Genomic DNA, 22,958 nt, shown 5'->3' with positions numbered 1-22,958 from the left:
ATCTATTTAGCCGAATCAATTTACCGACCCACCGACGCTAATCCGCCCCCGCCGCCGGCGCAAGATGCCGAGACCCGATTTTCACCGTGACCCGGCTGTTCTTGACCCCGACGGCACCGTATAGGAAGCTGGCTTTCCGGCAAGCATTGGATGGGACGCCTTCCCCCATGTCTCCTCCATCGGACGAACGCGATCTTGAACTGTCGGCGCAGGCCCGTCTGGCCGCGAGGGCGGCGCATCACTTCAACAATGCCCTGGCGGTGATCATCGCCAACCTGGAAATGGCGCAGGAGGATGCCGCCGCCGGCCGCCCCCATGACCCCGCGCTGGTGGAAACCGCCCTGAACGCCGCCCGGGGCGCGGCGGGAACCTGCCGGAAGTTGCAGGACTTCGCCCGTCCACCCGGCGCTCCCCCGTCGCCACTCGCCCTGAGCGCAATCCTGGGGCAACTGGCGGAAACGTCGCCGGCAATCGAGATCGACGCTCCGGCGATGGATATTCCGGTCATGGCCGAGGAATCGGAGCTGCTCGCCACCCTCGACGCCCTGGCCCACCACTCCACCGCCTTCATACGGGAAAAGGGCCGGCTGCGGGTTTCCACCGATCGGGAATCGGTGATCCTGACCCTGCAAGGCGACGGCCCACCGCCTTCTCCGGCATCCTTGCCCCGCCTGTTCGAACCGCTCGCCGGGCATCCGGGCCAGGACGCCGACCTGAGCCAGGCGGGATCGATGGCTCGCCGCGCCGGCGTGTCCATCAGCGCCGTGATGGACGATGACGGCCGGCTGGCGGTGCGCCTACGCCTGCCGATGGCGCCGCCGGAAAGCAAGGAAAGAGGTCGATGATGTCCGTTCCAACCCATATCGCGGTGGTCGACGACGACGACGGCATTCGCCTGACCCTGCGCCAGATCCTGGAACGCGAGGGGTTCCAGGTCAGCACCTGCGCCGACGCCGTCGAATTCTGGTCGGTGATGGCCGCGACTCCGGCGACCCTGGTCCTGCTCGACGTCCAGATGCCGGGAGAAGGCGGAATATCCATCGCGCGGCGGCTGCGGGCGGAAACCGACGCCGCCATCATCATGGTCACCGGACTGAACGATACCGTCGACAGGGTTATCGGGCTGGAGGTCGGAGCCGACGACTATGTCGGCAAGCCATTCGACCGGCGCGAGTTGGTGGCGCGGATTCACAGCGTCCTTCGCCGCAAGGGAACCGCCGAGGTCAGCCCGCTGGCGGCCCGCATCGACCGCATCGCCAGCGCCCTGGAGGCGGTGACCGACAAGATCAGCGATGTCGGCGGGAAAGTGGCGGGCCGCGAGCACGACCTGTCGAGAATCGAGGACATGTTCCGGGCCAAACGGGTCACCTCCTGCCCGCAATGCGGCAGCACGATCACCTATTATCAAGCGGAAAGCGGCCATCTCGGTATTTGCAAGGCGTGCGGCTGGACCCATTTCCTGGAAGACGGCCAGGGACAGATTCGGAGCGAGACGTGAACGCCGACATCACCACCATCCTCTATCGCTTTCACCTCCCCACCGGAACAAGCGAGGACATCGCCCTGGACTTCGACCGGCGATCCTTCGAATTGCGCCTGCCCCCGGTTGCCGCCGCCGCCGCGTGGGTGGCCCTGGACTTTCACCCCTGCTCCCATTGCCCCCTGGTTTCCAGCCAGTCTCCGCATTGCCCCTTCGCACAGGCCCTTTCCCCCTTCATCGCCCACTTCGACCAGTTCTATTCCTACGAAAACGCCAGCGTCGAGGTGGTGAGCGAGCGTCGGACCGTCATCGCCCACGGTGCGTTGCAGCAGGGAATGTCGTCCCTGATCGGCCTGATCGGGGCGACATGCGGTTGCCCGCATCTGGCGTTCCTCCGGCCAATGGCCCACTTCCACCTGCCCTTCGCCAACGAGGAGGAAACCCTGTACCGGGCGTTCTCGACCCATCTGCTCGGCCGGTTCATCGAGACGGGGGGCGAAGGCGGCGCCACGCCCTCCCTTGCCGGCCTACAGGCGGCCTACCAGGCGGCCTCGGGGGTCAACATCGGCATGTCGGAGCGGATTCGGGCGGCATTCTCGAAGGACGCCGTGGTCAACGGCCTGGCCATCCTCGACACCTTCGCCCAGGCGGTTCCCTACGTACTGAAGGAAAAGCTGGAGGAGCTCCGCTATCTGTTCGAGGTCAGACCCGGACCCTGACCGGTTCGAGGAAGGTGAATATCCGGCGCAGGTTCTGCAAGCGCTCGATCTGAGCCCCCGACAACTGGGTATTGGCCGAGAGGATCAGGTGGCCGTTGGCGAGCCTGATGTCGGAGAGCACCACCTGCCCGGCCCGGAGCGAAGCCAACGGCACCTCCATGGCGGTCGTGGGCATCATGTCGACCACCCGTTCCAGACAGGTCCTGACCTTGGACAGCAGGACCGGATCGTACTGGGAACGCCGCCTGTCCAGGACGGCGAAGGCCTCGCGGGTCAACGGCCCGCCATCGGTGGCCTCGGCCAGATCCTTCAGTATCTTCAGCAGGCGCGCATCCAGCGGAATGTCGTTGCCGGTGGGGCCATCGGGAGGAAAGCCGCTGCCGTCGAACCCCCGGTCTTGCAGGTAGACGATCTCGGAAACCTTGGCCAGTCGCGGAATATGGGCGATCAGGTTGCGGGCCGCCTCCGGATTGCGCTCGAACAGCGACAGCTCCAGCTCGGTCAGGGCCTCGCCCGAGCGCTTCTTGGCGATAAGTTCCGGCGGTATCGCCACCTGCCCGACGGGAATCAGGGTCGCCGCGATTTCCAGCTGCCAGCGGTGGGGCATCTTGAACTCGGTGGTCAGCAGCCGCACCCAATCCCGCAGCCGGGTCGCCAGGCCGGCGACCACGGCATCGTTCATCGAGGCGATGTCGACCAGAACCTTGATGCTTCCGGTCAGGGTCTTTTCCAGCAATTCCTTTTCCGCCGTCACCAGGCGATATTGCTCGCAGGCGGCTTCCAGGCCGCCGCGCAGTTGGTCCACCGGATAGGGCTTGGTGTAGAAACGGAAAATATTGCCCTGGTTGATGGCCTCGATGGCGGTCTGCTGGTCGGCGTTGCCGGTCAGCATGACCCTGACGGTATCGGGCGCCAGTTCCTTGATCCGTTTCAGGGTTTCGATGCCGTCCATTCCCGGCATGCGCATGTCGCACAGGGCGACGGCGAACGGCGTTTGCGCCGCCGTCGCCGCCTGGACCGCCTCCAGCGCCTCGGCGCCGCCCTGGGCCGTGGTGATGTCGAAGGTGTCGCTGAGCTGGCGGCGCAATCCTGACAGCAGGTTGTGATCGTCGTCGATCACCAGGATTCGTTCAGCCATCATCTTGTCTCCCCCGGGGAATTCGCCGCCAACCGACGCCAAAGCATGACCTGGCCGTCCCTGCGAGCCTCGATAAGATATGCCATGTCCAGGGCGGTGGCGCTTTGAATTTCTACCGGCATCAGGGCCGACAGGGCGGGGCCGAGCCCCATCGCCGCGTGAAGGGCGGTCAGCGTGTCGTTGTCGTGGCCGGGACAGGCCGACGGCGTGCCGGCGAAGGCCACCGCCTCGACCAGCGGAGGGGCGAAGCCCCACAGCCCAAGAAGGTAGGCCCCGACCAGGGCGTGGCTGGCCCCGAACGCCTCCTCCTCCGCCTGATGCAGGGGCAAGGCGGTTCCGCCCCCCGACAGCAGGCGGGCGTAAACCTCCGGATAGGCATCCAGCAGAACCAGGATGCCGATTCGAGACAGCATGGCGGCGCAATGGGCGGCCTTGGCCTTGGACTGGTCCGTCCCCATGGACACGGATATGGCCTCGGCGAGATTGGCGATGGCCAGGCTGTAATCCGTCAGTCCCTGAAGGATGGGACCGACGGACGCGCTGCCGGCGAACTGGCGGAAGATGCCGATCTGCAACACCAGCGCCTGGACGGTTTCCAGACCAATGGTGCGAACCACCTGCAACGTGGAGGTCACCGGGCTGGCGACCGAAAAATAGGCGGAATTGGTCAGGCGCAGCAATTCCGCAGTCATCGCCACGTCCCTGTCGATCAGGGCGGCGACCGTCTGGGCCGAACACTGGGGCGAGCGCAGTTCCTGGTCGAGTTGAAGGAAGAGGCCCGGCAGGCTTGGAAGGTTGCTGAGCCCGGCCAGCACCGAACGCAGGGACGGGGTCGACAGCAGGCGTTTCAGCGAAATGGGCCGCGAGATTGCGTCGCGAAGGGCCTCGGCACTGCACGGCTTGGCGAGATAGATATGAGCCGGCCCGACCGTGCGGAGAACCGATTCAATCTCGGCGTAACCGGACAGGATGACCCTGATGGTTTCGGGATGGCGCTGGCGCACGACGCCAAGGAACTCGGCCCCATCCATGCGCGGCATGCGCATGTCGGAGATGACCACGTCGAAGGTGGCGTCGCGCTGCATCACCGCCAGCGCCTCCTCGCCGGAGGTGCAGAACGTCATGTCCCATTCGTCGTCCATGCCCGCCATGGATCGCCGAAGCCCCTTCAGGATATGAGGTTCGTCGTCGACGAACAGAATACGCAGCATTTCCGTCATTCCTCGACTCCCGGCTCGTCATTCCCGTTGATGGGAAGGCGGACGATGAACACGGCGGCGCCGCCGTCATTGTCGGCAAGCTCCAGACTGCCGCCATGCTTGGTCATGACCACGTCGCGACAGATGGCCAATCCCTGGCCGGTTCCCTTTCCCACCTCCTTGGTGGTGAAGAAGGGATCGAATATCCGCTCCCGGATCGCTTCGGGCACGCCGGAACCGCTGTCGGCGATGGAGATCACCACGTCATCGCCATGGCGCGAGGTGGAAATGGTGATCCTGCCGGGCAGGGATTTTCCCGACGATTCGACGGCGTGGGCGGCGTTGACGATCAGGTTGAGGAACACCTGGTTCAGCTCTCCGGCGTAACACAGGATCGGCGGCAGCGAGAGGTCGAAATCGCGCTCCACCTCGGCGGCATGCTTCCATACGTTGCGCGACACGGTCAGCGTGCTGTCCAGGGCACGGTTCATGTCGGCCATGGTCTTGTTGCGGGTGCCGGGGTGGGAGAATTCCTTCATGGACAGGACGATTCTGGCGATCTGGGCGACGCCGTCGAGGGATTCGGCGACGGCGGCGGGGACCTCGGTCAGAAGGAACGGAACCTTCGCCGAACGGAACGCCGCCTCGAACCTGGCGACGGCATCTTCCATGTCCGGATGGGACACGGCTTCGGCCGCCAGTTCCCGCCCGGCCGACATGGCCAGCATCAGCTTGCCGAGGGCGTCGTTGATGAAACGGAGATTGTCGCCGACATATTGGATCGGCGTGTTGATCTCGTGGGCGATTCCGGCGGCGAGCTGGCCGACGCTGGCGAGACGGGACGCCTGCACCGACTCGCGCTGGGCCTTCTTCAGCGCCTCGATGTCGCGGAACGAAACGATGACCGATCTCTTGTCCTCGTCCTCGCCCAGGGGCGAGCAGGCATAGGCCACCGAAAAGACCTTGCCCGAGGCGGTGACGAAGGCGGCATCGTCGTCGCGAAAGACGGCATTGTCCCGAATCACCCGGTGGAACGGCGCGTCCTTGAATGCAAGATCCCCCGCCGGCGCCCTGACCCGCATCAGGATATCGAGGGGATACCCTTCGATGTCGGTGCCGTGATCGCCACATTCCAGCAATTGCTTGGCGGATGGATTGGCGAACGAGACATACCCCTCCCGGTCCAGCACCAGAACCCCTTCGAACAGGCTGTCGGTAATGGCCTTCAACCGTTCCCGCGACGCCCGCAGGGCCGTTTCGGTCCGCGCCCGGGTATCGATCTCGCGTTGAAGCTCCCTGGTGCGCTCCGCCACCAGATAGGACAGCTCGCGCTGCAACTCCTCCTGGCCCCGCTCGAACTGAAGCCGCAGGGTGGCGTCACGGAACACCAGCACCGCCCCCGACGGCTGGTCCTTGTCGATGATGGGCGCGACGAAGTAATCCACCGGAATGGTTTGGCCGTCACTGTCGCGGACCACCTCGCCGCTGACCTGGCCGGGGATGCCGCTCAGATAGGCCTCGACCACCGGCGAGGCCGAGGCCGGGCATGGGCCTTCGCACCGCAACGGATCGGGATGGACCAGGCAATGGAAGCACTGGCCGATCATCTCGGCGCAGGCGCGGCCGAGGATTTCCCCGGCCATGCGGTTGGCGAAGGTGACGCGGCCGCAATGGTCGAGGCCGACGATCCCCTCTCCCGCCGAATCCAGGATCAGTTCGTAGCGCCGGCGCAGGAAGTCCAGATCCTCCTCGCGACGTTTCAGATCGGTGATGTCGGTGCGAACCGCCACCACGCCGCCACCGCTGGTCGGGCATTCCCGACTTTGCACCCAGCGGTCTCCCGACAGCTTGACGATGAACGAACGGCCGTCGGCGTTGCGGAAACGGTTGATGCGGCCAACCAGCCATTCGTCGAAATCCTGGTTTCCGATGTCGAAGAATCTGCGCTGGTGGCCGTTCCTCAGCACCTGTTCGAACGAGATTCCCGGAAACAGGAATTCATGGGAACGGTCCAGGGTATCGGCATAGGCCTGGTTGCAGATCACCAGTTTCTCGCTGCTGTCGTAGACGGCGATGGCGTCGGTGATGCTGTCGATGGCGTCGCGCAACTGTTCCCGCGCCTGAATGGCCCGTTCGACCGCCGCCGCCTCGCGGGTGATGTCGGCGCCGACACCGCGATACCCGAGAAAGGCGCCATCGTGCGAGAACATGGGAATGGCGCTGAGGCGGATGACCTTGCGGTCCTTGCCGTCCGGGGGGCCGACGGTAAAGACCAGATCGCGGAAACTTGCGTGCGAGCGCAGGTCGTTCCAGTGGGCGGCGGCACGCTCGGGATGGTCGTCCAGGCCGATCTCGAACCAGGTATGCCCCAAGATGGCGACAGGCTTGACGCCAAGCACGCTGCCGATCCGGTCGGACACGAAAGTCAGGCGGTGATCGGCATCGCTTTCCCAGAACCAGTCGGAGGCCGATCCCGCCAGATCGCGGAACCGGCTCTCGCTTTCCCGCAGCTCGATTTCAGCCTGCTTGCGCAGGGTGATGTCGCGGACGACCCCGATGAACTGGCGATGGCTGCCGGTCGAGACCTCGCCGATGGCGATCTCGACGGGAAATATCTCGCCCCCCTTGCGGGCTCCCAGCAGTTCCCGCCCCCCCTGACCAAGAACGCGCGTGTTGCTGTCCTTTTTCGATCCCGCCAGGAATGCGTCGTGGACGGCGGCCAGGTCGGACGGCATCAGGCACGATATGTTTCGCCCCATCACCTCGGCGGCGACGTAGCCGAAAATCTTCTCGGCCTCGCGGTTGAACCCCTCGATATGCCCCCTGGCGCCGATGACGATCACCGCCTCGCCGACATTGTCCATCAGCAGGTTGAAACGCGCCTCGGCCTGTTCGGCCACCCGTTGGCTCAGTTGGTCCACCTCGGCCTGCATCACGTCGAGGGCACGGTCCTTCAGGCGGCGTTCCCGGTCGGACTCGTCGTAGGCGAGATCGACCATGGCGACCAGACGGGCCAGATCCACCGTGCCGTCGGGACTTCCCTCGGCGGCCTTGCGGAGTTGACGGGCCAGCAGCTTGTGCATTCAAGCTCCAAGATTATCGCGTCCGCCCCTCCAACCGGCATAGAGGCAAGGGCGCCGCGGCACCAACTTTTAACAATGTCACATACCGGGGCCGGCAACCATCCGGATGATCGCGAAATCAGCGACAGTGGTCAGACCACCGGTCAGTCGCGACTATAGGAGCCGCCCGGCAAACAGGATTTTGGCCGTATGTGTCATAATTGTTAATGGGTGAATTGACATGGGCGCTCCATCGCATCCGCCTCCGCAGGGCCTTCGGAATCCGGCCGGGTCACGCGCCGTCGACAGTCTCCGCACTTCCATATTGCGGCCCCCCTCCCCCCCCCTTATTATGCGCGCTTCCAAAAGGACCGCCTCCCGTGGGGGAGGGGCGCGGTCGCCTTCCCTCTTTCTCCCGGGATCTGGTTGAACTCGATGCTGGATGTATTTCGCAACGCCTCCAAGACCTGGGTCGTCAAACTGCTGTTCGCTCTTCTCGCCTTGTCCTTCGTGGCCTGGGGCGTCGGCGACGTCGTTCGCGGCGGCGGGTCGCGCGGCCCGGCCATCGAGGTGGGCAAGACCGCCATCAGCGCCAGCGAAGTCAATACCGAGTTCAAGCGCGAGGTCGAGCGCCTGCAACCCCTGTTCGGCGGCAAGCTGAACGCCGACGACGCCCGCAAGATGGGCATGATGGAACGCACCATAGATTCCCTGATCACCCGTTCCCTGATCGACGAGGCGGCCCGCTCCCTCGGTCTGGTCGCCAACGATGAATCCATCATCCGCCAGATCGCCGCCAACCCCGCCTTCCGTGGCGCCAACGGCCAGTTCGACCGCGACCTGTTCCGCTCCCGCCTCGGCCGGATCGGTTATTCGGAAGATTCCTTCATGCGGGCCGAACGCTCCAACATGGTCCGCAACCAGATGGCCAGCACCCTGGGGTCCGGCATCGTCGCGCCGTCCACCCTGCTGACGCCGCTGCTGCATTGGCGCGAAGAGCGCCGGGTGGCCGAAATCATCACCGTGCGCGACGAATCCGTCCCCCTGCCGGCGGCCCCGGGAATCACCGAGCTGGAATCCTACTACAAGGAAAACACCAGCCGCTTCATGGCGCCGGAATACCGCGCCCTGACCGTTCTCTTGCTGCAACCGGTCGACGTCGCCGGCTCCATCGCCATCGACGAGACGATGATCAAGGAGGCCTATCAGCAGCGCCAGGAGGAATTCAACACCCCCGAGCGCCGGCAGGTCTCGCAGATCGTGATCGACAGCCAGGCCGCCGCCGCCAAGGCCGCCGACATGGTCACCCAGGGCAAGTCGTTCGACGCCATCGCCAAGGCGCTGGACAGCCAGGGCATCGATCTCGGCTCGGTGGAAAAGGGCGACCTGCCCGAAGGCCTGGCCGAGGCGGTGTTCAAGCTGCCTGCCGGCGGCACCAGCCAGCCGGTCAAGACCGCCCTGGGCTGGCATGTGGTGAAAATCAGCCAGATTCAGGCCGCCCGAACCCGCACCCTGGACGAGGTCAGGGAGCAACTGGAACAGGACCTGCTGCGCGAGAAGTCGCTGGACGGCCTCGGCGAGCTGGCCAACAAGGTCGAGGACGCCCTGGGCGGCGGTGCCACCCTGGAAGAGGCCGCCAAGCGCTTCGACCTGAAGCTGACCAAGTTTCCGGCGGTGGACGCCGGCGGGCGCGGCCCCAACGGCAAGCAGATCGGCGACCTGCCCAAGTCGGACCAGTTCCTCGACGTCGCCTTCCAGACCGAACCCAACACGGAAAGCCCGTTGACCGAGCTGCGCAGCGGCGGCTACTTCCTGCTGCGCGTCGACGGCGTGACGGCGCCGGCGCCCAAGCCGCTCGCCGACATCAAGGCCGAGGTGGTGGCCACCTGGCAGGCCGAGCGCCGCCACGACCTCGCCCGGCAGAAGGCCGAGGCCCTGGCGGAAAAGCTGAAGTCCGGATCATCCATCACCGCCCTGGCCCAGTCGGTCGGCGCCAAGGTCGAGACCACCCAGCCCTTCGGCCGCGAACCGGCCGAGGGATCGACCCTGCCGCCCGCCATCATCGCCGAGCTGTTCCGAGTCCAGCCCGGCGGCGTCGCCATCGGCAGCCAGCAATCGGCCACCCTGGTCGCCCGCCTCGCCAGGATCGAACCGTTCGATTCCAAGGCCAATCCGCCGATCACCGAGGCCGCCGGCCGCCGGGTGGCGCAATCCCTGGGCGCCGACATCGCCGACCAGTATGTCTCCGCCCTGAATACCACGTTCGGCGTCAAGGTCGACCGGTCCCAGCTTTCCCGCGAAGAGTGATCATGAGACTCCAGCCCGACTTCCCTGACTTTGCCGCCACCTACGATGCCGGCAAGCCCCAGGTGGTCTGGCGCGTCCTGGTCGCCGACCTGGAGACGCCGGTCTCGGCGTTCCTCAAGCTGGCCAACGGCCAACCCAACGCCTTCCTGCTGGAATCGGTGGAGGGTGGCGCCGTGCGCGGCCGCTACTCCATCCTGGGGCTGAAGCCCGACCTGATCTGGAAATGCCAGGGCAACCGCGCCTGGATCAATCGCAACGCCCGTTCCAAATCCAGCGGCTTCACGCCTTGCCCGGTGGCCGAGACCTCGGGCACGCTGAACAGCCTGCGGGCGCTGGTGGCGGAATGCCGCATCGATACGCCGCCCCATCTCCCCCCTATGTCGGCCGGCCTGATCGGCTACATGACCTACGACATGGTGCGGCTGGTGGAAAGGCTGCCCGATTCCAATCCAGACCCCATCGGCATCCCCGACGGCATCTTCATGCGCCCCACCGTCATGGCGGTGTTCGACAACGTCAACGGCACCCTGACAGCGGTGGCCTCGGTATGGCCGCGCCCCGGCATGGACGCGCAGGCGGCCTGGGACCTTGCCTCGGAACGCCTGGAGCATGTGGTCGAGGCGCTGGAATGCCCCCTGCCCCACACCTATGCCGGCGCGTCGCGGGCCGAGCACCAGCCGGTGCCGGTTCCCGGCGTGTCGCCCGAGCATTACTGCGCCATGGTCGCGAAGGCGAAGGAATACATCGACGCCGGCGACGTCTTCCAGGTCGTGCTGTCCCAGCGCCTGGCGGTACCGTTCCGGCTACCGCCGTTCTCGCTGTACCGCTCGCTGCGCCGGCTCAATCCCAGCCCATTCCTGTTCTTCCTCGACTTCGGCGATTTCCAGCTGGTGGGGTCCAGCCCGGAAATCCTGGTCCGTCTCAGGGATGAACGGGTGACCATCCGCCCCATCGCCGGCACCAGGCGGCGCGGCGCCAGCCCCACCGAGGACGAGGAACTGGCCGCCGACCTGCTGGCCGACCCCAAGGAACTGGCCGAGCATCTGATGCTGCTCGACCTCGGCCGCAACGACGTCGGGCGGGTCGCCGCCATCGGCTCGGTCTCGGTCACCAAGAAGATGGCGGTGGAGTATTACTCCCACGTCATGCACATCGTTTCCAATGTCGAAGGCCGGATTCGCCCGGATTGCGACGCCATGGACGCGCTGATGGCCGGCTTTCCCGCCGGCACCACCTCGGGCGCACCCAAGATCAGGGCCATGGAGATCATCGACGAACTGGAGACCGAGCGGCGCTCGTTCTATGCCGGCGCCATCGGCTATTTCGACGGCAACGGCAACATGGACACCTGCATCGCGCTCCGGACCACCCTGGTCAAGGACGGCACCATGTATGTTCAGGCCGGCGCCGGCATCGTCGCCGATTCGGTGCCGCTGTCCGAGCACGAGGAGTGCATGAACAAGGCCCGCGCCCTGGTGCGCGCCGCCGAGGACGCCCTCAACTACACCTTGGTCAGGCAATAGCTCGCGCGTTTTCTCTTGTCCGGAAGGTCGCTTCATGACATATTGCGATTAATTCGCAATTGCATTCATAGGTGACGCCATGGGATTTATCGACCGCCAGCCCAGCATCGCGCCGCGTCTGATGACGCCGTCGGATTATATCTGGCTGGCGGCGCTGGGCTGCGCCGAACGCGGCCCGATCACCATCGAGGATGTGGGACTGGCGGTCGAGGCCCTGGCCGGGCCGCTGTGGTCGCCCACCGGCCAGGTGGTGTTCGACACCGTCGAAGCGCTGGTGGAGCACGGCCACCTCTCCTGCCCGCCCGGTGAAGAAAAACTGTCGCTGACCGGATCGGGCCGCCGCCGCCTGCTGGACCTGCTGACCCAGCCGGTTCCGGCCCCGCTCAGCGCGTTCGGACAGGCGGGATTGCGGCTGAAGCTTGCTTTCCTCGACGTCCTTCCGCCGATATTGCGGCGCCATCAGATCAACGGCATCATCCACGCCTATGAGTGCGAGATGGCGGCCCGCGCCTCGCGCTGCGCGGCGTGGCCGTTCAACGGCCCGCTGGGCCGCAAATGGCTCGATCACCACATGGACGGGTTGGAGGACGGCCTTGCCCTGCTGCGCCGAATGGCGCGAGAGGAAGAACCGAAGCTCGGCTAATACGCCCGATCGATGCAGAAATCGATCACGTCCAGCATGGCCTGCTTGACCGGCGAGTCGGGAAAGATGCCCAGGGCATCGCGGGCGATCTCGCCATAATGGCGGGCGCGGGCGACGGTGGCGGCCAGACTGCCGTGCCTCTCCATCAGGGCGATGGCATGGTCCAGGTCGCCGTCCCGCTGCTCCAGGTCCTCGACGCAACGGCGCCAGAACGTCCGCTGCTCCTCGTCGCCACGCCGGAAAGCCAGGATCAGCGGCAGGGTGATCTTGCCCTCGCGGAAATCGTCCCCCACCGTCTTGCCCAGCACCGCCTGCTTGGCCGAGTAATCCAGCACGTCGTCGATCAACTGGAAGGCGATTCCCAGGTTGAGGCCATAGGATTCCAGCGCCTCTTCTTCGACCTTCGGACGCTCGGCCACCACCGCGCCGATGCGGCAGGCGGCGGCGAACAGGGCGGCGGTCTTGGAGCGGATCACCTCCAGGTAGGCATCCTCGCTGGTCTCTGTGTCGTTGGTGGTGATCAGTTGCAGCACCTCGCCCTCGGCGATCACCGACGACGCCCGCGACAAGATCGCCAGCACCGCCAGCGACCCATCCTCCACCATCAGTTCGAACGAGCGCGAGAAGAGGAAATCGCCCACCAGCACACTGGGCTTGTTGCCGAACAGGGCATTGGCCGAGGCCTGGCCGCGCCGCAGGTCGGATTCATCGACCACGTCGTCATGCAGCAGGGTGGCGGTGTGGATGAACTCGACGCAGGCGGCCAGCTTGACGTGACGTTCGCCGGCATGGCCGGCCAGCCTGGCCGATGCCAGGGTCAGCACCGGACGCAACCGCTTGCCGCCGGCGGCGACGATGTGGCCGGCCAGTTGAGGGATCAGCGCCACCGGACTGTGCATGCGCTCGACAATGGTCTTGTTGACCTTCTGCAAGTCGTCCTTGACCAAAGCCACCAGCGCATCGAAGCTTTTTGACTTCTTGCCGCGCTCGTCCTCAAGATTGACCACGATCGCCACGATGCCGAATCTCCTCCCGCGCGGGCCAAGACCTACCCGCGGGACGAACATAGTGTCGCGGCGGAAAGCCGGTCAAGCTTACATCACTCCCCTATCCAGGTTTCGGACGAATTCATGCCCTTCCCGCCCGCCATGACCATCACCGAGGACCGCCTGCTGGACGGAACGGTGATCCTGCACCAGCCGGCCGACGGCTATCGCGCCGCCATCGACCCGGTCCTGCTGGCGGCGGCGGTGTCGGCGCGGAACGGCGACCATGTCCTCGACCTCGGATGCGGCGTCGGCGCTGCCGCCTTGTGCCTGCTGGCCCGCCACCCCGACCTGCGGGTTACCGGGCTGGAAATCCAGCCGGCACTGGCGATGCTGGCCCGCATCAACGCCGAGGCCAACGGCCGCGCCGCCGAATTCAAGGTGGTGGAAGGATCGGCGGCCGCCCCTTCCCTCGACCTCGGGCCGTTCGACCACGTCATGACCAATCCGCCCTTCCATCGCGAGGGCCGGGGCACGTCGCCCCCCGGCCCCGTCAAGGCCGTCGCCAATGTGGAGGGCGACCTGGATCTGGCCGGCTGGATCAAGGCGGCAGTCCGCCTGCTGAGACCCAAGGGACGGCTGAGCGTCATCCATCGCGCCGACCGGTTGGGCGATTTGCTGGCGGCCCTGGCCGGGCGGGGAATCGGCGAGGTCCGCATCCTGCCGCTGTGGCCCAAGCCGGACCGTCCGGCCGGTCGGGTGATCGTGCGGGGCCGCAAGGGGTCCAAGGCTCCCATGGAGTTGCTGCCCGGACTGGTCCTGCACCGGCCCGACGGCGCCTATGCCGACGAAGCCGAGGCGATCCTGCGCGGCAAGGCGGGCTTGATTCCCTGAACCACGCGGGCCATAAGGGATCATGTTTGGAAAGTTTCTCCTCACCGTCGCGGTGATCGCCATCATCTGGTTCGGATTTCGCCATCTGACCCGCGTGGCCGAACTGAAGCGACGCCAACCGCCGCCGCCTCCCGAACCGGCCCAGGCCGTCTTCGGAATCGAGGCTGAAACCCTGGTGGAATGCCGGGCCTGCGGCACCTGGCAGCCGGCCGGGTCGGCAAAGTCGTGCGGACGCTCCGATTGCCCGTATTGAAACCGGTAATCCCCGTCGCCCGCGCCATGACGACAACTTGATAAACATCAGATACCGGTATTTAATATGCCGACATTGGCCTAAGCCATAGGCTGATTGATATATATTGCTCAGGATGGAATTCGCCCCATGGGGGAGGTCCGGTCAAGAACCCATATATTGCTGGCCACCCTGGTCCGACGGCAGGCGGCGGTGCTGGCGACCTTGCTGGTTCTGGCGCTGGGCGGCTACCAGACCCTGGAATGGACGGTCGCCTATCTGTTCGACGACGGCACCCTGATCAACGTGGCGGGACGCCAGCGCATGCTGTCGCAACGGATCATCGCCTACGGCTTTCAGAGCGCGGCCAGAGCCGCCCCGGAGGAACGGGCCCGGTTCCGCGAGCTGATGGCCGACAGCGCCACCGAGATGAAGGAGGCCCAGGCCTTTCTGATCAACGAGAGCAACAGCCGCGGCATGTCGCCCGAACTGTGGGAACTGTATTTCGGCCCGGCCACCGCGCTTGATTCCGGCGTCCGCAACTTCGTCATCTTCGCCCGCAACTATGCCGAGACCGCCGACGAGGCGACCCAGGCCGAAGATCCGTTGCTGCAAAATCTTTCGGACATGGCCCGCAACGTGCTGCTGCCCGGGCTGGAAAAGGTGGTGGCCCGCTACGAGATGGAAAGCCGCGCCAACGCCTCCCGCTTGCAGCGCTACGTCTCCGTCGGCCTCCTGGTCCAGATGGGAGCCCTCGTCTTCGCCTGGTTCGGGGTGTTCAGACCCATGTCGAACCGCCTGCGCCAGGAATTGCTCGCCCACGGCGCCGCCGAGGAGCAGACCCGCCTGATTCTCGGTTCGGTGGGAGAAGGCGTCATCGGCCTCGACCCTGGCGGCCGCGTCATCTTCGTCAACCGCGCCGCCGAGGAGATGGTGGGCTACGGCGCCGACGAGATGATCGGCCGGGATTCCCATCAGCTGCTGCATCACAGCCACGTCGACGGCAGCCCCTACCCCGCCGAGGATTGCCCGCTGACCACGACGCTGCGCGACGGCGCCAAGTGCAGCGTCGAGGGCGAGGTGTTCTGGCGCAAGGATGGCGGCAGCGTTCCCATCCATTACACCACCACCCCCATCGACCGGCCGGACGGCGCGCGGGGGGCGGTGATCACCTTCCGCGACATCGGCGAGCAACTGGCGGCGCAGCGGGCGCTCCAGGCCAGCAAGGAAGTCAAGACCAGTATTCTCAACGCGGCCCTGGACGCCATCGTCACCGTCGACCGCGACGGCCGCATCGTCGAATTCAACCCCGCCGCCGAACGCATCTTCGGCGTCCGGGCGGAAGCCGTCATCGGCCACGAGGTCAGTGACGTGATCATTCCGGAAGAACATCGCCAGGCACACCTGCACGGCTTCGCCCGGGTGGTGTCGGGACAGCCGTCGCGGCTGATCGGCCAGCGGCTGGAAATGACGGCGCTGCATGCCGGCGGAACCATCCTGCCGGTGGAACTGACCATAACCCACCTGCCCGATCACGGGCTGTTCACCGCCTTCATCCGCGACCTGTCCGACCAGAAACGCACCGAGGCGGCGCTGCAACGCTCGCAGAAGCTGGAAGCGGTCGGGCATCTGACCGGCGGCATCGCCCATGACTTCAATAATCTGCTGGGCATCATCGCCGGCAATCTGGAACTGCTGGAAAAGAGCGTCGCCGACAACGAGAAGGCCTCCAAGCGGGTCGCGACCGCCCTGAACAGCGCCCGGCGCGGCGCCGACCTGACCCGGCGCCTGCTGGCCTTCTCGCGACAGGATCAGGCCAGTCAGGGCAAGGCCGCCTGCGATGTCGGCGAGGTCATCACCGGCATGCACGAGATGCTGCAACGGACCTTGACCCGAAGGGTGGAAATCCGGACGGTGCTGGCCCCCGATCTGTGGATGACCGAAATCAACCGCAGCGAGTTCGAGGATTCCCTGCTCAACCTGGCCATCAACGCCCGCGACGCCATGCCCGACGGCGGATTGCTGATCATCGAGGCGGCCAATCTGGTCATCGCCCCGGAATACCGGCGCATCGATCCCAATCTGACCGCCGGCGACTACGTGGCGGTATCGGTCAGCGACACCGGCACCGGCATCGCCAAGGACGTGCTGGACCACATCTTCGAGCCGTTCTTCACCACCAAGGAGCGCGGCAAGGGCACCGGCCTCGGCCTGTCCATGGTCTACGGCTTCACCAAGCGCTCGGGCGGCCATATCCGCGCCTATTCGGAGGTGGGAACCGGCACCACCTTCCGGCTCTATCTGCCGCGCCTGACCGTCGCCGCCCCGGCAAGCCCCGCCGTCACCGACGAAACGGCGAACGCCATGCCGCGCGGCGCCGAAACCGTGCTGGTGGTGGATGACGAGATCCATCTGGCCGAGATCGCCGGGGAATTCCTTTCCGACCTCGGCTACCGCACCATCGTCTGCGGCAATCCCGCCGAGGCGCTGACCATCCTGGAACGGAGCGACGATATCGACCTTCTGTTCACCGACGTCGTCATGCCCCACGGCATCGACGGCTTCGCGCTTGAACGCCGCGTCCGCGAATTGGGACGGCGCTGCAAGGTGGTGTTCACCTCCGGTTTCACCGGATATGCCCACAACCGGCCCGGCGCCGCTTCCGAGCTTCACCGGCATCTGCTGGTCAAGCCTTACGGCAAGGCTGATCTGGCCCGCCTCGTCCGCGAGGTGCTCGACACATCCCAGGAGACCCCGCCATCATGACGGATAATGCCGGCACCAGACGCCCGCCCGTCCTTATCCTCGACGACGAGCGCGACATGTGCGAACTGGTCGCCGATGTCGGCGACGACATGGGCTTCGCCACCCAATGGTGCGATAATTTCGAGGACTTCGCCTGCCGCTATTCCATCGACCTGCGCGGCATCTTCCTCGACCTGGCCATGCCCGGAATGGACGGCATCGAGATCATCCGTTTCCTCGGCGACAACAATTCCGCCGCCCATCTGGTGCTGATGAGCGGTCACGACGTCCATGTGCTGGACGCCGCCCGCCGGTTGGCCGAAGGACGCGGCCTCAAGGTGGCCGGGGTTCTGCACAAGCCGTTCGTGCTGGCCGATCTGGCCGCGCTCTACGACATCCTGGCGGCGGTGGACGACCCCATCCGCCCGGCGGTGGCCGAACGCGCCGCCAGCCGCTACGTTCCCGATGCCGCCGCCCTGGACGCCGCCCTGGCCCAGGGGCATGTGACGCCCTATTTCCAGCCCAAGTTCGGCGTCGCCGACCGGATGGTGAAGGGAGCCGAGGTGCTGGCCCGCTGGATCGATCCCGATCGTGGCATCATCGGCCCCGACCAGTTCATTCCGCTGGCCGAGAAGGAAGGGCTGATCGAACGGCTGACCGGGACCATCATCGATCAGGCGCTGGACCAATGCCGGGCGTGGCGCGGACAGGGAATTCAGCCGCGCATCGCCCTCAACCTGTCGCCGCTGTCGCTGCGCAATCTCGACCTGCCCGAAGTGCTGCTGCGCAAGGTGACGTCGCGGGGGCTGTTTCCCGACACCATCACCCTGGAAATCACCGAAACCGCCCTGATGAGCGACTACACCGCCTCGCTCGACGTGCTGACCCGGTTGCGCATGCGCCGGTTCGGGCTGTCCATCGACGATTTCGGCACCGGCTATTCGTCGCTGAAGCAGCTTCAGCACGGCCCCTTCACCGAACTCAAGGTGGACCAGGCCTTCATCGCCAAGGCGCTGGTCGAGGAAGGCTCGCTGGCCATCGTCGAAAGCTCGGTGCAGTTGGGCCATCGCCTGGGCATGAAGGTGGTCGCCGAAGGAGTCGAGACCGAGGCGCAGATGGCCATGATCACCGGCCTCGGCTGCGAGGAGGCCCAGGGATACCTGCTGGGACGCCCCCGCCCCGCCGAGGCGTTCGAGTGGGAATAGGCGTCGTCAGCCGTTGCCCCACCAGTAGACCCATACGAACAGGAAGATCCACACCGCGTCGACGAAGTGCCAGTACCAGGCGGCCGCCTCGAATCCCACATGCCGCTCGGCGGTGAAGTCGCCGCTCAGCGTCCGCCCCAGGCACACCCCCAGGAAGCAGACCCCGACCAGGACGTGAAAGCCGTGGAAGCCGGTGGCCATGTAGAACACCGACGGATAGATGCCGTCGGTGAAGGCGAACACCGCGACGCCGTATTCGTATGCCTGCAATCCCAGGAAGATCACTCCCAGAACGATGGTCGCCGCCAGCCAGCGGACGCTGACGCTCCGCTCGCCCCGGATCAGGGCATGGTGCGACCGGGTCAGGGTCAGGCCGGAACTCATCAGGATCAGGGTGTTGACGAAGGGGATGTGCCAGGTGTCCAGCACCTCGATTCCCGCCGGCGGCCACTGACTGACCATGGGGCCGACCTTCAGGCTGGAATGGAAGAACGCCCAGAAGAAGGCGGCGAAGAACATCACCTCCGAGGCGATGAACAGCACCATGCCGATCTTCAGGCCGTGCCGGACCTCGGCGGTGTGGGTGCCGGCCGATCGGGCCTCGCGCACCACGTCGCGCCACCACGCGAACATGGTGAACAGCAGCAGCGCCAGCCCCAGCAGCAGCCCCCAGGGCTGATCCCGGTTGTGGAAGTAATGGGCGCCGCCCCAGGCCAGCACGAAGGCCGACACGCCGCCCAGCAGCGGCCAGGGGCTGGGATCGACCAGATGGTAGGGATGGGAGTGGGGTGCGTGGCTCATGACCGTCCTCTTCCAGTTCCAGTGACGGGCGCCTCGGCCCGGAAGAACGTGTAGGAAAGGGTGATGGTGCCGACCTCGCCGGCATGGGGGTCCTCGGCCATGGCGGGGTCGATCACGAAGCTGACCGGCATGTGAACGGTCTCGCCCGGTTGCAGCACCTGCTCGGTGAAGCAGAAACACTCGATCTTGGCGACGTAGCGTCCGATCTTGTCTGGGGTGGCGTTGAACACCGCGGTGCCGGTAACCGGATGATCCGACAGGTTGGTGGCGGTGAACACCGCCAGGCTGTCCTCGCCCAGGTGGACCGTCATTTCGCGGACCTGCGGGGCGAAGCGCCACGCCAGGCCCTTGGCCACCGAGGCGTCGAAGCGGATGGTGACCTCGCGCCCCACCGGGACCGCCGAGGTGGCGGCCACCTGCCTGGGCTGCCCGCCGATGCCGGTGGCCTCGCAGAACGCCCGGTAGAGCGGCACGCTGGCCGCCACCAGACCGGACATGGCCAGAACCACCGCCACCGTCGCCGCCACCGTCATCGCCATGCCGCGGGTCATGGCCCCTACTCCGCCGCCGAGGTGAGGTGGGGACTGCCGCCGATTCGGGGCTGCGTCTCGAATGAATGAACCGGCGGCGGCGAACTGACCGTCCATTCCAAGGTGGTGGCGCCATCCCCCCATTGATTGGCCTCGACCTTGCGGCCGGCGGCGAAGGTCCGCCACACCACCACCAGGAAGAACACGCTGCCGGCGAAGGCGATGTAGGCGCCGATGGACGACACCATGTTCCAGCCGGCGAAGGCGTCGGGATAGTCGGGAACCCGTCTCGGCATGCCGTTGATGCCCAGGAAGTGCTGCGGAAAGAAGGCGAGGTTGACGCCGATGAAGGTCACCCAGAAGTGGATGCGTCCCAGCGTCTCAGGATATTCGTGGCCGGTCATCTTGCCGACCCAGTAGTAGAAGCCGGCGAACATGGCGAACACCGCGCCCAGGCTCAGCACATAATGGAAATGGGCGACGACGTAGTAGGTGTCGTGCAGCGCCACGTCCACCGGGTTGTTGGCCAATACCACGCCGGTGACGCCGCCCATGGTGAACAGCATGATGAATCCCACCGCCCACAACATCGGCACCCGGAAGGTGATGGAGCCGCCCCACATGGTGGCGATCCAACTGAACACCTTGATGCCGGTGGGCACGGCGATGACCATGGTGGCGGCGGTGAAATAGGCCCGGGTGTCGACGTTCAGGCCCGAGGTGAACATGTGGTGCGCCCACACCGCGAACCCGACCACCCCGATGGAGACCATGGCGTAGGCCATGCCGAGATAACCGAACACCGGCTTTCTGGAGAAGGTGGCGATGATCTGGCTGATGATGCCGAAGGCCGGCAGGATCATGATGTAGACTTCGGGATGGCCGAAGAACCAGAACAGGTGCTGGTACAGCAGCGGATCGCCGCCGCCGGCCGGGGCGAAAAAGGTGGTGCCGAAATTGCGGTCGGTGAGCAGCATGGTCAGCGCCCCCGCCAGCACCGGCACCGACAGCAGCAGCAGGAAGGCGGTGACCAGCATCGACCATACGAACAGCGGCATGCGGTGCATGGTCATCCCCGGCGCCCGCATGTTGAGGATGGTGGCGATGAAGTTGACGGCGCCCAGCACCGAGCTGATGCCGGCCAGATGCAGCGACAAGATCGCGTAATCCACCGAGGGATCGGGATGGCCGATGGTGCTGAGCGGTGGATAGAGTGTCCAGCCGGTGCCCGAGCCGCTGCCTTGCACCAGCGACAGCAGCAGCAGGGCGAAGGCCGGCGGCAGCAACCAGAAGCTGATGTTGTTCAGACGGGGAAAGGCCATGTCCGGCGCCCCGATCATCAGCGGCACGAACCAGTTGCCAAAACCGCCGATCAGGGCCGGCATCACCGTGAAGAACACCATGATCAGGGCGTGCGAGGTGACAAACACGTTGTACTGGTGCCAGTCGCCGCCGAACACGGTGCCCCCCGGCTGGGCCAACTGCATGCGGATCATCACCGACATGGCGCCGCCGATCAGGCCGGCGATCACCGCGAACCCCAGATAGAGGGTGCCGATGTCCTTGTGATTGGTGGAATACAGCCAGCGGCGCCAGCCATGGGGAGTGGTGCTGCTCATGGCGGTTACTCCTTCGCCGAGGCTATGGTGGCGACCGGCGGCGTACCGTCGATGCGGGCGAATTTCTGCTTGGCCTCCCGGGTCCAGGCGGCGAATTCCTCCTTGGAGACCGCCCTGACCTGAATCGGCATGAAGCCGTGGTTAACGCCGCACAGTTCCGAACACTGGCCGTAATAGGTTCCGGGCCGGTCGATCTTGACCCAGGTCTCGGACAGGCGGCCGGGAACCGCGTCGGTCTTGACCCCGAACGCGGGAACCGCCCAGGCGTGAATGACGTCGTCGGCGGTCATCTGAATCCGGATGGGGATTCCGGCCGGCAGCACCACCTCGTTGTCGGTGGCGAGCAGCCGGGGCTGGCCCGGCTTCAGGTCCTCGGCCTGGACCATGAAGGCGTCGAACCTGAAGTCGTGGTCCGGGTATTCGTAGCTCCAGTACCACTGGTGGCCGATGATCTTCAGCGTCATCTCGGCGTCCTGGGTGCGGTCCATGAAGTACAGCAGCCGGAACGACGGCACCGCGATCAGCAGCAAGATGACGGCCGGAATGGCGGTCCACGCCACTTCCAGCGGAGTGTTGTGCGCCCACGTCGCCGGCTTGGGATTGCGGCTGGCGCTGAAGCGCCAGCAGGCGTAGCCCAGCAGGCCGACCACCAGCAAGGTGATGGCGATGATGATCACGTTGATGAAATCGGACAGCGAGGCGATGCGCTCCATGGTCGGAGACGCCGCCGGCTGAAACCCCATCGCCCAGGATTGCGGCTCGGAGGCGAATGCCGCCCGAGCCAGATACACGACGGCGATCGCCGCCGTCCACGCCAGTGCCGACCGTCTCATGTGGACTGCCCTCCCTGCCGTCTCGACCCGCCGGAACCGGCGGATGACCGGGGCAGCCCGGAAAGCCGCCCCTTAAAGTCATTCTTATTTGTGGGGTTGCCGCCCCGGCATTCCAATACCCCCCCATGCAAAAAGCGCAGGCAGAGACCTCTTGTGGAGTGGCGGCCGATGGCTACATTACCCCCCAGGCAATGACAGGAATGGGATGATTGCGATGTTCAGCCGGTTGTTTGGCGGTTCCGGGGCTGGGGCTCAGCCCGCCGACGAGCGGGTGCGGGTGGTCGACCCCGCCACCATTCGCGGTTGGTGGGAGGCCGGCGAGGTGGTGATGATCGATGTGCGCGAAACCAATGAATTCGCTTCCGAAAGCATTCCGGGCGCCATCAATCTGCCGCTCAGCTCGTTCAATCCGACGCGGGTGCCCAAGCCCGAGGCCGGCAAGAAGCTGGTGATCCATTGCCGCAGCGGCGTGCGTTGCGGCTCCGCCGCGGGGCTGCTGACGGCGGCGGGCTGGGACGGCGAGATCAACCGCATGCAGGGCGGCATCATGGGCTGGGCGTCCATGGGCGGCCCGCTGCGCCGCGGGTAACCGACGGGAAACGCCGCGGCGTCCCTATCCCAGCCGCGGCAATTCCATCTTGGGACAGCGATTCATCACCACGCGCAGCCCCGCCGCCCGTGCCCGCGCCGCCGCCGCGTCGTTGACCACCCCCAACTGCATCCACACCACCTTGGCACCGATGGCGATGGCCTGATCGGTGATCTCTCCCGCCGCCTCGGAATTGCGGAAGATATCCACCATGTCGACGGCGACAGGAATCGAGGCGAGGTCGGCATGGACGGTCTCGCCCAGCAATTGCTGTCCGGCCAGACCGGGATTGACCGGAATCGTCCGGTAGCCGCGCCCCTGGAGGAAGGCCATGACGTAATGGCTGGCCCGCTCGGGGTTGGCGCTGGCCCCGACCACCGCGATGGTCCTGGTGGCGGCGAAGATGTCGCGCAGCATGGCGTCTGATATGTCGGTCAAGGATCGAACTCCGCG

Annotated in this window: 20 protein-coding genes; 11 read left to right on the top strand and 9 right to left on the bottom strand. The window is 65.8% G+C overall.

Going from position 1 to position 22,958, the window contains the following annotated elements:
- The first annotated feature begins 167 nt into the window (after positions 1–167).
- From MTBSS4_RS02440 to MTBSS4_RS02430, 3 genes are read left to right on the top strand one after another with little or no spacing between them, the layout of a single operon-like run.
- Positions 168–845 (top strand): hypothetical protein, encoded by a 678-nt coding sequence (locus MTBSS4_RS02440; protein WP_173981802.1) that lies wholly within the window; start codon positions 168–170, stop codon positions 843–845.
- Positions 842–1,498: a response regulator gene (locus tag MTBSS4_RS02435; protein WP_173981801.1), complete on the top strand. Its 657-nt coding sequence runs from the start codon at positions 842–844 to the stop codon at positions 1,496–1,498. Before MTBSS4_RS02440 ends, MTBSS4_RS02435 begins: the two co-directional genes overlap by 4 nt.
- Positions 1,495–2,199: a hypothetical protein gene (locus MTBSS4_RS02430; RefSeq protein ID WP_173981800.1), complete on the top strand. Its 705-nt coding sequence runs from the start codon at positions 1,495–1,497 to the stop codon at positions 2,197–2,199. Before MTBSS4_RS02435 ends, MTBSS4_RS02430 begins: the two co-directional genes overlap by 4 nt.
- On the opposite strand, the gene MTBSS4_RS02425 is transcribed toward MTBSS4_RS02430, so the two are convergent.
- From MTBSS4_RS02425 to MTBSS4_RS02415, 3 genes are read right to left on the bottom strand one after another with little or no spacing between them, the layout of a single operon-like run.
- Positions 2,183–3,340, bottom strand: a complete 1,158-nt coding sequence (locus MTBSS4_RS02425) for an HD domain-containing phosphohydrolase (protein WP_254432343.1) — start codon at positions 3,338–3,340, stop codon at positions 2,183–2,185. The genes MTBSS4_RS02430 and MTBSS4_RS02425 overlap by 17 nt on opposite strands.
- Positions 3,337–4,548, bottom strand: a complete 1,212-nt coding sequence (locus MTBSS4_RS02420; protein WP_173981799.1) for a response regulator — start codon at positions 4,546–4,548, stop codon at positions 3,337–3,339. Before MTBSS4_RS02420 ends, MTBSS4_RS02425 begins: the two co-directional genes overlap by 4 nt.
- A gap of 5 nt (positions 4,549–4,553) precedes the next feature.
- Complete coding sequence (locus MTBSS4_RS02415) at positions 4,554–7,619, bottom strand: PAS domain S-box protein (RefSeq protein ID WP_173981798.1); 3,066 nt, start codon at positions 7,617–7,619, stop codon at positions 4,554–4,556.
- Between the two features lie 414 nt (positions 7,620–8,033).
- Between MTBSS4_RS02415 and MTBSS4_RS02410 the strand changes: the two genes are divergently transcribed.
- From MTBSS4_RS02410 to MTBSS4_RS02400, 3 genes are all read left to right on the top strand, one after another.
- The gene (locus MTBSS4_RS02410) at positions 8,034–9,905 is read left to right on the top strand and encodes a SurA N-terminal domain-containing protein (protein ID WP_173981797.1); all 1,872 of its coding nucleotides are present in this window, start codon (positions 8,034–8,036) and stop codon (positions 9,903–9,905) included.
- Between the two features lie 2 nt (positions 9,906–9,907).
- Positions 9,908–11,428, top strand: a complete 1,521-nt coding sequence (trpE, locus tag MTBSS4_RS02405; protein WP_173981796.1) for an anthranilate synthase component I — start codon at positions 9,908–9,910, stop codon at positions 11,426–11,428.
- A gap of 79 nt (positions 11,429–11,507) precedes the next feature.
- Positions 11,508–12,071, top strand: a complete 564-nt coding sequence (locus MTBSS4_RS02400) for a hypothetical protein (RefSeq protein ID WP_173981795.1) — start codon at positions 11,508–11,510, stop codon at positions 12,069–12,071.
- Here MTBSS4_RS02400 and MTBSS4_RS02395 read toward each other — a convergent pair.
- A complete protein-coding gene (locus tag MTBSS4_RS02395; RefSeq protein ID WP_173981794.1) occupies positions 12,068–13,087 on the bottom strand; it encodes a polyprenyl synthetase family protein in 1,020 nt (339 codons plus the stop codon). The two genes, MTBSS4_RS02400 and MTBSS4_RS02395, sit on opposite strands and share 4 nt — an antisense overlap.
- A gap of 114 nt (positions 13,088–13,201) precedes the next feature.
- Between MTBSS4_RS02395 and MTBSS4_RS02390 the strand changes: the two genes are divergently transcribed.
- The 4 genes from MTBSS4_RS02390 to MTBSS4_RS02375 all read left to right on the top strand — a co-directional run bounded on the left by MTBSS4_RS02390 (position 13,202) and on the right by MTBSS4_RS02375 (position 18,133).
- A complete protein-coding gene (locus MTBSS4_RS02390; protein ID WP_173981793.1) occupies positions 13,202–13,951 on the top strand; it encodes a tRNA1(Val) (adenine(37)-N6)-methyltransferase in 750 nt (249 codons plus the stop codon).
- 22 nt (positions 13,952–13,973) lie between these two features.
- The gene (locus tag MTBSS4_RS02385; protein ID WP_173981792.1) at positions 13,974–14,204 is read left to right on the top strand and encodes a hypothetical protein; all 231 of its coding nucleotides are present in this window, start codon (positions 13,974–13,976) and stop codon (positions 14,202–14,204) included.
- Positions 14,205–14,363: 159 nt separating this feature from the next.
- On the top strand, positions 14,364–16,949 hold the full coding sequence (locus MTBSS4_RS02380; RefSeq protein WP_254432342.1) for a PAS domain S-box protein: 2,586 nt from the start codon (positions 14,364–14,366) through the stop codon (positions 16,947–16,949).
- Positions 16,946–18,133, top strand: coding sequence for an EAL domain-containing protein (locus MTBSS4_RS02375; protein ID WP_173981790.1), 1,188 nt, complete (start codon positions 16,946–16,948; stop codon positions 18,131–18,133). The genes MTBSS4_RS02380 and MTBSS4_RS02375 overlap by 4 nt, the downstream gene beginning before the upstream one ends.
- Before the next feature lie 6 nt (positions 18,134–18,139).
- On the opposite strand, the gene MTBSS4_RS02370 is transcribed toward MTBSS4_RS02375, so the two are convergent.
- Genes MTBSS4_RS02370 through coxB form a run of 4 tightly spaced genes read right to left on the bottom strand, consistent with a single transcriptional unit; the run spans position 18,140 to position 21,916 of the window.
- Positions 18,140–18,934, bottom strand: a complete 795-nt coding sequence (locus MTBSS4_RS02370; protein WP_173981789.1) for a cytochrome c oxidase subunit 3 — start codon at positions 18,932–18,934, stop codon at positions 18,140–18,142.
- Complete coding sequence (locus MTBSS4_RS02365) at positions 18,931–19,485, bottom strand: cytochrome c oxidase assembly protein (protein WP_173981788.1); 555 nt, start codon at positions 19,483–19,485, stop codon at positions 18,931–18,933. The genes MTBSS4_RS02370 and MTBSS4_RS02365 overlap by 4 nt, the downstream gene beginning before the upstream one ends.
- Before the next feature lie 5 nt (positions 19,486–19,490).
- On the bottom strand, positions 19,491–21,083 hold the full coding sequence (ctaD, locus tag MTBSS4_RS02360) for a cytochrome c oxidase subunit I (RefSeq protein ID WP_173981787.1): 1,593 nt from the start codon (positions 21,081–21,083) through the stop codon (positions 19,491–19,493).
- A 5-nt stretch (positions 21,084–21,088) separates the two neighbouring features.
- A complete protein-coding gene (gene coxB / locus MTBSS4_RS02355; RefSeq protein ID WP_173981786.1) occupies positions 21,089–21,916 on the bottom strand; it encodes a cytochrome c oxidase subunit II in 828 nt (275 codons plus the stop codon).
- A gap of 214 nt (positions 21,917–22,130) precedes the next feature.
- Between coxB and MTBSS4_RS02350 the strand changes: the two genes are divergently transcribed.
- The gene (locus tag MTBSS4_RS02350) at positions 22,131–22,505 is read left to right on the top strand and encodes a rhodanese-like domain-containing protein (protein ID WP_173981785.1); all 375 of its coding nucleotides are present in this window, start codon (positions 22,131–22,133) and stop codon (positions 22,503–22,505) included.
- A 24-nt stretch (positions 22,506–22,529) separates the two neighbouring features.
- Here the strand turns inward: MTBSS4_RS02350 and MTBSS4_RS02345 are convergent, their stop codons facing one another.
- Positions 22,530–22,922, bottom strand: a complete 393-nt coding sequence (locus tag MTBSS4_RS02345) for a CoA-binding protein (RefSeq protein ID WP_173981899.1) — start codon at positions 22,920–22,922, stop codon at positions 22,530–22,532.
- Positions 22,923–22,958: the final 36 nt, after the last annotated feature.

The sequence above is a fragment of the Magnetospirillum sp. SS-4 genome (genome assembly GCF_902729425.1).
Classification (GTDB): Bacteria; Pseudomonadota; Alphaproteobacteria; order Rhodospirillales; family Magnetospirillaceae; genus Phaeospirillum.
This window is presented reverse-complemented; position numbering and strand designations above follow the sequence as displayed.